This is a genomic window from Streptomyces sp. NPDC015346 (genome assembly GCF_043078785.1).
In the GTDB taxonomy this organism is placed as follows: Bacteria; Actinomycetota; Actinomycetes; order Streptomycetales; family Streptomycetaceae; genus Streptomyces.
In genome coordinates this window covers 424,832-433,485 of record NZ_JBIBTW010000008.1, presented here as the reverse complement: position 1 = coordinate 433,485, position 8,654 = coordinate 424,832, and the positions used below count along the sequence as shown (strand labels likewise).

At 72.9% G+C, this 8,654-nt stretch carries 10 protein-coding genes; 6 read left to right on the top strand and 4 right to left on the bottom strand.

Features of this window, described 5'->3' with window-relative positions; genetic code table 11:
- The first annotated feature begins 171 nt into the window (after nt 1-171).
- A complete protein-coding gene (locus ACF06X_RS28610) occupies nt 172-999 on the top strand; it encodes a DUF6397 family protein (RefSeq protein ID WP_392290172.1) in 828 nt (275 codons plus the stop codon).
- 238 nt (nt 1,000-1,237) lie between these two features.
- The gene (locus ACF06X_RS28605; RefSeq protein WP_392290171.1) at nt 1,238-2,785 is read left to right on the top strand and encodes an ATP-dependent DNA ligase; all 1,548 of its coding nucleotides are present in this window, start codon (nt 1,238-1,240) and stop codon (nt 2,783-2,785) included.
- On the opposite strand, the gene ACF06X_RS28600 is transcribed toward ACF06X_RS28605, so the two are convergent.
- On the bottom strand, nt 2,769-3,335 hold the full coding sequence (locus ACF06X_RS28600) for a DUF6328 family protein (protein ID WP_392290170.1): 567 nt from the start codon (nt 3,333-3,335) through the stop codon (nt 2,769-2,771). The two genes, ACF06X_RS28605 and ACF06X_RS28600, sit on opposite strands and share 17 nt — an antisense overlap.
- Before the next feature lie 216 nt (nt 3,336-3,551).
- Between ACF06X_RS28600 and ACF06X_RS28595 the strand changes: the two genes are divergently transcribed.
- From ACF06X_RS28595 to ACF06X_RS28580, 4 genes are all read left to right on the top strand, one after another.
- Entirely contained in the window at nt 3,552-3,929 is a 378-nt protein-coding gene (locus tag ACF06X_RS28595; protein WP_392290169.1) for a hypothetical protein, read from the top strand.
- Nucleotides 3,930-4,145: 216 nt separating this feature from the next.
- A complete protein-coding gene (locus ACF06X_RS28590; protein ID WP_392290168.1) occupies nt 4,146-4,937 on the top strand; it encodes a polysaccharide deacetylase family protein in 792 nt (263 codons plus the stop codon).
- An 862-nt stretch (nt 4,938-5,799) separates the two neighbouring features.
- Complete coding sequence (locus tag ACF06X_RS28585) at nt 5,800-6,090, top strand: hypothetical protein (protein ID WP_392290167.1); 291 nt, start codon at nt 5,800-5,802, stop codon at nt 6,088-6,090.
- Nucleotides 6,087-6,458, top strand: coding sequence for a peptidase inhibitor family I36 protein (locus tag ACF06X_RS28580; RefSeq protein WP_392290166.1), 372 nt, complete (start codon nt 6,087-6,089; stop codon nt 6,456-6,458). The genes ACF06X_RS28585 and ACF06X_RS28580 overlap by 4 nt, the downstream gene beginning before the upstream one ends.
- A gap of 72 nt (nt 6,459-6,530) precedes the next feature.
- On the opposite strand, the gene ACF06X_RS28575 is transcribed toward ACF06X_RS28580, so the two are convergent.
- The 3 genes from ACF06X_RS28575 to ACF06X_RS28565 form a co-directional block, all read right to left on the bottom strand.
- The gene (locus tag ACF06X_RS28575) at nt 6,531-6,986 is read right to left on the bottom strand and encodes a peroxiredoxin (RefSeq protein WP_392290165.1); all 456 of its coding nucleotides are present in this window, start codon (nt 6,984-6,986) and stop codon (nt 6,531-6,533) included.
- Nucleotides 6,987-7,084: 98 nt separating this feature from the next.
- Nucleotides 7,085-8,038, bottom strand: coding sequence for a LysR family transcriptional regulator (locus ACF06X_RS28570; RefSeq protein WP_392290164.1), 954 nt, complete (start codon nt 8,036-8,038; stop codon nt 7,085-7,087).
- A gap of 23 nt (nt 8,039-8,061) precedes the next feature.
- Complete coding sequence (locus tag ACF06X_RS28565) at nt 8,062-8,631, bottom strand: PadR family transcriptional regulator (RefSeq protein ID WP_392290163.1); 570 nt, start codon at nt 8,629-8,631, stop codon at nt 8,062-8,064.
- Between the last annotated feature and the right edge of the window lie 23 nt (nt 8,632-8,654).

The window sequence follows — 8,654 nt, the reverse complement described above, 5'->3', positions numbered from 1 at the left end:
GGGGGGGGTTGGCGGGGGCGGCCACTTTACTTGTACGGGGGGGGGGAGTTTTACCAGGGGGGGGTGCTTTTGGTTTTCTGGGGTCGGGGGCGGGCGGGGGGGGGGGCGCGGGGGGCCCCCACGGCCGGTGGGACGAGCGCCTCCGGGTCGCCGGGCGGCGGCCGGCGCAGGGTGGAGCGGGCGGAGGTCGACCGGCTCAGAGCCGCTCCCGACTTCCCCGAGGGGATGCGGGAGCGGGTCCGCACGGTCGGTACGACGGAGGCCGCGGAGCTGCTCTCGATCACCCCGGACCGCTTCACCAAGCTGGCCAGGACGGGGCACTTCAGCCCGGCGCGGTTCTATCTGAACCGCTACCGCGCGGTGGTGTGGCTCTATCTCGCCGGAGAGCTCGGTGAGTTCGCCGTGACCCATCAGGGCCTGTTGAGCGGACGGCTTCCCCAGGAGGTCCGCGACCGGATCGACGCCGGAGAGGACCGGCGGCCGCGGAACTGGCGGGCCAGGCGGCTCGGCCTGCTGCTGCGGGCGACGGAGGACCCATGGGCGCGGGCGGCGGCGATCGCCTCGCTCCTCGACCCGCTCCAGCTGGCCGAGGTCGTCGACGACCCGTACGAACGGGCGCACCTCGACCGGCTGCGTCCGCAACCGCCGTCGGGGCTCCCGGAGTCCGCGACCGCCCGGGAGATCGCGGACCGGTTGATGCTGGCCGACGACCCGGACGAGATCCTCTGGCACCGGATGAGCCTGGCGCTGGCGCTTGACGAGGCACGGGAGGAGCGCCAGGCACCACGACCAGGAGGAGGGGCGGTCCGGGGGCGGGGAGCCGGCCCCACCGCCACCCGGCCACCCCGCCCGCCGTCCTTCTCCCGCCCACCCACACGCCGCACCCGTCCGACCCTGCTCGACCGCCTGCGCCGCCGCAGGCGAGCGGGAGCGGACGCGGGCACGAGAGCGGAGGGAATCGGAGAGACGGCTCCCCGCCCGGCCACGTCGGCGACCTAGGGCCCGTACCCCGAGCCGTACCCCCGAGCTCGTAACCCCGTGCCCGTACCCCCGAGCTCGTAACCCCGTGCCCGTACCGGCCGGCCGGCGCTGGCCGGTACGGCGGGGGCGGGGCGCTGGCCGGTACGGCGGGGGCGGGGCGGGGGCCGGCCCCGGGCGACGGCATGCGGCGGGTGTCGGGCGGCGTCGGCGGGTCTCCGACGTGCGGGCGGAGTGCGGCGCGGGGCAGGATGGCCGCATGCTTCTCGCACGGCTCGCGGACGTCTCCCGACAGGTCGCCGCCACCTCGGCCCGCTCGCGGAAGATCGGCCTGCTCGCCGAGCTGTTCGCGGAGGCCGCGCCCGAGGAGAGCCCGCTCGTCATCGCCTATCTCTCCGGCCGGCTTCCGCAGGGACGCATCGGAGTCGGCTGGAGCGTGCTCAAACACGTGATCCCGCCCGCCGTGCCGCCCGCCGAGCACCCGACCCTCACCCTCGCCGGCACCGATGACACCATGACCGCGCTCGCCGGCCTCACCGGGGCCGGTTCGCAGGCCGAGCGGGCCCGTCTCGTCCATGACCTGATCGCCGCCGCCACCCTGCCGGAACAGGAGTTCCTGATCCGGCTGCTCTCCGGCGACGTGCGGCAGGGCGCCCTCGACGCCATCGCGCTCGAGGGTGTCGCGCGGGCCGCCACGGTTCCGTCCGACCAGCTCCGCCGGGCGGTGATGCTCGAAGGGTCCCTGCCGCGCGTCGCCCGGGCGGTGCTCGCCGACGGACCCGCCGCGCTGGAGACCTTCGCTCTGCGGGTGGGCACTCCCGTCCAGCCGATGCTGGCCCATACCGCCGGCTCGGTCGCCGAGGCCGTCGGGAGCCTCGGCCCGTGCGTGGTCGAGGAGAAGCTGGACGGCATCCGCGTCCAGGTGCACCGCCGAGGCGACGAGGTACGGGTCTTCACCCGTTCCCTCGACGACATCACCGGCCGACTGCCCGAAGTGGTCGCCCGTGCCCGGGAGATGAGCGGCGACCAGTTCATCCTGGACGGTGAGGTCATCGCGCTCGACCCGGCCACGGGGCGGCCGATTCCCTTCCAGGACATCGCCTCCCGGGTCGGATCCCGCGTCGACGTCGTGACGGCGAGCGCCGCGACCCCCGTCTCACCGGTCTTCTTCGACGTGCTCGCGGCGGACGGCGACGTCCTCATCGACCACCCCGGCCACGAGCGCCACGCGGCCCTGGCGCGGCTGGTTCCCGAGGCCTCGCGGGTGCGCCGGTGCGTCGTCGACGATCCCGGTTCGGCCGCGCAGATCGAGGGGGCCGAGCGGTTCTTCACGGACACACTGGCCCGCGGCCACGAAGGAGTCCTGGTCAAGGCGCTCGAAGCGCCCTACGTCGCGGGCCGGCGCGGGCGTACCTGGTTGAAGGTGAAGCCCGTTCACACCCTCGACCTCGTCGTCCTCGCCGCCGAGTGGGGCCACGGCCGGCGCACCGGGCTGCTCTCCAACCTGCACCTCGGCGCGCGCGCCGCCGACGGCACCTTCGTGATGCTCGGCAAGACCTTCAAGGGCCTCACCGACGACATGCTGCGCTGGCAGACCGAGAGGCTGGGTGAACTCGCGGAGGCCGACGACGGATTCACCGTACGCGTACGGCCGGAGCTGGTCGTCGAGATCGCGTACGACGGTCTGCAGCGTTCCACCCGCTACCCGGCCGGGGTCACGCTCCGCTTCGCCCGGGTCGTACGCCATCGGCCCGACAAGCCGGCCGCTGAGGCGGACACCGTGGAGCGGGTCACCGGCGGCGCGTGAACCGGGTCCGCCTTCTGGCCTCCCCCGGGGGGTCGCCCGCACTGTTCGTGTAGCGCCCGCGCACCCAGAGCGGCAGCACGAACCAGCAGAGCAGGTACCAGGTGACCAGACCGGCCACGAGCCACGGGACGTACGCGTGCTGGGTCGCCACCCGCAGGACCAGGAGCAGGGCGGAGGCCAGGGTCGCCAGGAGCAGGAGCAGCCCGATGAAGGTCAGCCGGGAGGCCCACTCGACGGCCTGCGGTTTGATCCGCCGCCCCGCCACCAGCCGGTGGAAGGAGACCGGGCCGATCAGGGCGCCCGTCGCCGCCGCGCCGAGGGAGACGGTGATGACGTAGATCATCCGGTCGGCGCCCGGCAGCTCAGGGAAGCGGGGCGTGAAGACGACGGTGAGCAGGAAGCCGAACAGGATCTGCACGCCCGTCTGGGCGACCCTGATCTCCTGCATCAGCTCACCCCACCGCCGGTCCGCGCGTTCCTCCGGCGTCTCGTGACGCCCTCGGACCAGACCGTCGGCGTCCGGCGTGAGCTGTCGTGGCGTGGTGGGCACGGGACCTCCCGTTCGGACCCCTTCGTCGCGAGTAACCGCACACAGGGCCTTCAACCGTGCGGGAGCCGGGCCACGGCCGGGCCACGGCCGGCCACGGGCGGGCCACGGGCGGGCGACGGGTGACGGGCGACGGGCGGCGGGCCTCGCGGGACGCCCGCGCGCGAGGGATGCTGGAAGCGAGGCGGGGCGACCGGCCCACGGGACCGCCGCGAGGAGATGAGCGACGTGTACGACATGCACATCGACACCGACGTCTGCGTGCAGCTGAGCGACTGTTCCCGCGAGGACGCCCAGGCCGTCTTCGACGTCCTCGACCACGTCTACGAGCTCGAGGACATGAAGGTCCCGGGCACGCAGGCGGCCACGACCCCCGGCGTCAACGTCTGGACGGCCACCTTCGACACGGCGGCCGGCCCCCACGAGGAGGTCCGCCCCGTACCGCTCACCGGCATGGTCGGGGCGGTGCTGATCGGCGGATACCACGCGGTCGACGAGGTCGAGAAGACGCTCGCCACCAGCTTCGACATCCAGTCGCTGCAGTCGGTCTCCGGCGACCAGGAGACCGAGGCACGGCTGCTGCTCGCCTCCCGTTGACCCGCCGGCGGCCCGCCGGCACATGACACCCCGGACGGAGCGGACGGGCGCCGTCCGGGGCATACGTGTGCCCACGGCGGCGGTGAGCGATCACGACCTACCCCCCTATGCATGGCGTGTATACACCGTGTGTAGTGTGCGGGACATGCCACGGATCGCCGCTGACCAGGCGGGCCTGGCCGTCCCAAGCCATCGACGGGGAAAGCGGGTCGCACCATGTTCCGAACCAAGCCGGCAAAGAGCCGGGGACCGGTCGTCGCCCTTCTGGCGGCGGCCTCGCTGGTCCTCGCCCTCAGTGGCTGCGGGGTCGAGAAGGTCACTCCGGGAGAGGCCAGGAGCAAGGCCGCCGGTGCGGACGGCAAGGGCGGGAAGGCGGGGGCGGCATCCGGAGCGGCGGTCGACTGCGCCACGGTGAAGTGCATCGCGCTGACCTTCGACGCGGGCCCCGGCAAGGACACGCCCCGCCTCCTCGACATCCTCAAGGAGAAGCAGGTCCCCGCCACCTTCTTCCTGCTCGGCAGGAAGCACGTGGACCGCTATCCCCAGGTCGTGAAGCGCATCGCCGACGAGGGCCACGAGGTCGCCAACCACACCTGGACCCACCGCATACTCACGGAGCTGGAGGAGGATGAGGTGCGCGAGGAGCTGTCCCGCACCCAGGACGCGATAGAGAAGATCACCGGGAGCAGGCCCACGCTCATGCGGCCGCCGCAGGGGCGCACCGACGACACGGTCTCGGAGGTGAGCCGCGAACTCGGGCTCGCGCAGATCCTGTGGAGCGTCACGGCGAAGGACTACTCGACGACCGATTCGGCGCTGATACGCCAGCGAGTGCTCGACGGGGCGAAGGGGGACGGGATCATCCTCCTGCACGACATATACGACGGAACGGTGCCGGCCGTACCCGGGATCATCGACGAGCTGAAGCGGCGCGGGTTCACGTTCGTGACCGTCCCGCAGCTTCTCGCTCCGGGCAGCGCAGAGCCAGGAACCGTCTACCGTCCGTAACGTGAGACACCGGACCGGCGAAATCGGGGTGAGGTGACTCACATCGGGCAGGTTCGAGTCTTCGGAACACGGTGTGAAGGTTTATCGTTCATGCATATGTGACTGCGAAGGGGCCCGGTCCCCGAGTCCCCCCTTGAGGTGACCGCTCTTCGCGCGTCGCAGCGATCAGCCCCGGTTGGAATCCCCCGTCCACCCGGGGCTGCTTCGTGCCCGCGCGTACTTCCAGGTACTCCCGCGCTGCCCGGCGCTCTCTGGCGCGGACCGCTCCCGAGCGGCGCACACTCCGGCGCGTTCGACCCGTTCGAGTGACCCCCCGCATGGTCGGCCTCCGCCCGGGCAGTGTCGTCACGGGCCGTGACGAAAGCCGCGCGATCGCCGCGTGACGAACCCTTGCGGCCCCGCTGACCAGGCGCTTCACAAGGGGGGACCATGCTTTCCGTCACCAGGCGTGCCCGCCGACCGCTCGCGACCGCGGCCGCCGCCCTCGTGCTGGCGGGCTGCGCGACCGTCCACGCCCGCTCGACGGTGCCGTCCTCGCGCCAGGCCCAGGACGAACTCCTCAGGACCGCCGAACACACGCTCGTCGTCCGCTGCCTCGCAGCGCGCGGCCTCACCCTCCCCGACACCGTCCCCGAGGCATCGCCCGAGGGCTCGCCCGCGCCCGCCGAAGACGGGCGGCTGCAGGCGGCCCTCTTCGGCACCGGCCCCCGCGAGCTCTCCCTGACCCTCGCCACCGGCCACACCGTCACCGCCCACACCGACGGCTGTGTCGCCGCCGCCCGGCAGAACCTCTACGGCGACCAGACGCGCTGGTTCCGCGCCCAGGTGACCGTCGACAACCTGCGGGCCGAGGCCCAGGCGCGTGAAGGACGACCCCGCCCACCTTGCCGCGCTCGACCGCTGGACCCGGTGCGCGGCCCCGCCGGGCCGGCCACGCCCCGAACGCCCCGACCCCGCCGTCGCCGCCCGGTGCGAGCGGGAGAGCGGACTGGCCGATGTGCGGGCCCGCCTGGAGCCCGCGGAGCTGGCGGAGGTCCGCGCTCTGCGCGCCGACCAGCTCACCACCTACCGGCAGCTGCGCACCCGCGCGCTGCAGCGGGCAGCCGAACTGTCCGCGCGTACCACCGACCAGAAAGGCAACGACGCCTCATGAAGCGCATGCTCACCACCGCCGCCGCGGCTCTGCTCGCCCTCACCGGTGGCCTCGCCCTGACCACCCCGGCCGTGGCCGCCGACTGTCCCAGCGGCCACTTCTGCACGTGGCAGGAGGCCAACTTCGGTGGCCAGCGCGCCAACTGGAGCGGGGACGACGGCTGGTGGGAGAACTGGATCGCCGACACCGACTCCTCCTGGGCCAACCACGGCATCTCCGGGCCAGGGGTCAAGGACCACGTCCGCGTCTACGAAAGCGCCTGGCAGGGCGGCGCCATGACCATCTGTCTCGCCCCCGGCCAGGAGGTCGGCTACAACGGCGCTGCCAACGACCGCGGCGACTCCCACACCTGGGCGATGAGCTGCTGAACCGACCCGCCGAGCGGCTCCCGCACCTCAGAGGTGTGGGAGCCCGTACGCCCTGCCGGCCGGACCGGCGGTTCAGACCCGGCGCGCGAGCAGCGCCGCCAGCGCACGGTCGGCGTGCGCGCTCATCCGCAGCTCACTGCGGACGACCTCCAGGACGCGGCGGTCGGTGTCGATCACGAAGGTGACCCGCTTCGTCGGTGCGAGCGAGAATCCACGGGTCACCCCGAACCGGTCACGGATCACACCCTCGGGGTCGGAGAGCAGCGGATACCCCAGCGAATGACGGTCGGCGAACTCCTGCTGGCGCGCCACGGCATCGGAGCTGACGCCGACCGGACGCGCGCCCGCCGCCCGGAACTCGCCCGCCAGGTCCCGGAAGTGACAGGCCTCCGCCGTGCAACCGGGGGTGAGGGCCGCCGGATAGAAGAAGAGGACCACCGGCCCCTCTTCGAGCAGACCGGTCAGCGAGCGGGGCGTCCCCGTCTCGTCCGGCAGAGTGAAGTCCTCGACGATGTCACCGACGTTCATCCGGCCTGCCCGCCCGCCCCTTGTCCGCGACCGGCCCCTCCGGTCACCGACGGTTGACGTTACCCGGGAGTAAGGCTGTCTGTCACCAGAGGCGTCTGTCACCAGAGGCGGGCGGCGGCCAGCAGCCGGTCTCGTACGAGAGTCACGTGCGGGCTCTCCGGGGTGCCGGGACGCTGGGCGAGATACGACGTGTTGATCGGAGGGTCGTCCGGTTCCAGCAGCGCCACGAGCCGGCCCGCGTCGAGCTCCGCCCGGCACAGGTAGTGCGGCAGCACACTGAACCCGGCACCGGCCGCGACCGTGGCGACGACGCCCCGGAGGTCGGGCACGGTGACGGCGGCCTCGCCCGTCAGCCGCCGGCCGAAGACATGACGCCAGTAACGACGCGCGATAGGAAGGTCCTCCGCGTACATCACCATCGGTACGCCGTGCAGCGCCGCGGGCCCGTCCTCGGCCACGTTCCGCGGGCCGATCCGCCGCGCCCACTCCGGCGAGGCGACCAGGACGAACTCCTCGTCCGTGAGCGGCACCGCGGTCAGGGTCCGCCCGCGCGGGCGGACCGTGGAGATCACCAGATCGTGGTGGCCCGCCCGCAGCCCGTCGAGAAGCTCGTCGGTCAGACCCGTCCGCACCTGGAGCCGTACACCCTCCTCGACCAGCGGCGCGAGCGCGGGCAGGGCGCTCACGCACAGGAACTCGGCGGGGCCCGCGAGATGGACCGGCTGGGCCGCCGGGGTCCGTCCCGGACCGCGGTCGGCGACGGTGGCCAGCGCGTCGAGGGGCGCCGCCACCTGGGCCGCCAGATCGTCCGCGTACGGCGTCGGCGCCACCCCGCGCGGCCGGCGCTCGAACAGTTCGCGGTCGAGGCGGCGTTCGAGGGAGCGGATCTGCGTCGTGACGGTCGGCTGGGAGAGCGTCAGCAGCCGGGCGGCGGCGGTGAAGGATCCGGTGCGGTGCACCGCGAGAAACGTGCGCAGCAGCGACAGGTCGAGCGGCCCGCGCGGAGCGCCCCCCGGGCCATCGGTTCCTCTATCGGTCACGTACCCAAGCATAGGTGTGCGTATGGGCCGACGCCTCAGGCCTGCTGACGCGCGGTCCGGCGCCGGTCCAGAACGGCCAGGACCCGCTCGCCCCAGCGCAGGTTCTCCTCTTCCAGGGACAGACCGCGCATCAGCGTGAGGTACGGCCCGATCCGCTCCGCCTCCCGCAGGTACGTCTCCTCGTCACGGCCGTCGAGCATCCACTCCCGCAGCCTCTCGTACCGCGCGTGCTTGCCCCGTGACCACTCCATCCGCTCCCGCACGAACCCGCGCACCGCGTCCGTGTCGCCCTCGTCGCAGGCCTGCACCTGGACCATCAGCTCGTCGCGGATGGCGGTGGGACGCGGCGGCCGGGAGGTGTACGCCACGAGGTCGCGCCGGCCCGCGTCGGTGAGCGAGAACATCCGCTTGTTGGGCCGCCGCTCCTGGTGCACGACGCGGGCGGCGATGAGACCGGCCTCCGAAAGCCGCTCCAGCTCCCGGTAGAGCTGCTGCGGCGTCGCGGCCCAGAAGTTGGCCACGGAGACGTCGAAGATCTTGGCCAGGTCGTATCCGGAGGCCTCGCCCTCCAGAAGCGCTGCGAGGACGGCGTGCTTGAGCGACATCCGGACACGCTAGCAGTCGTTGA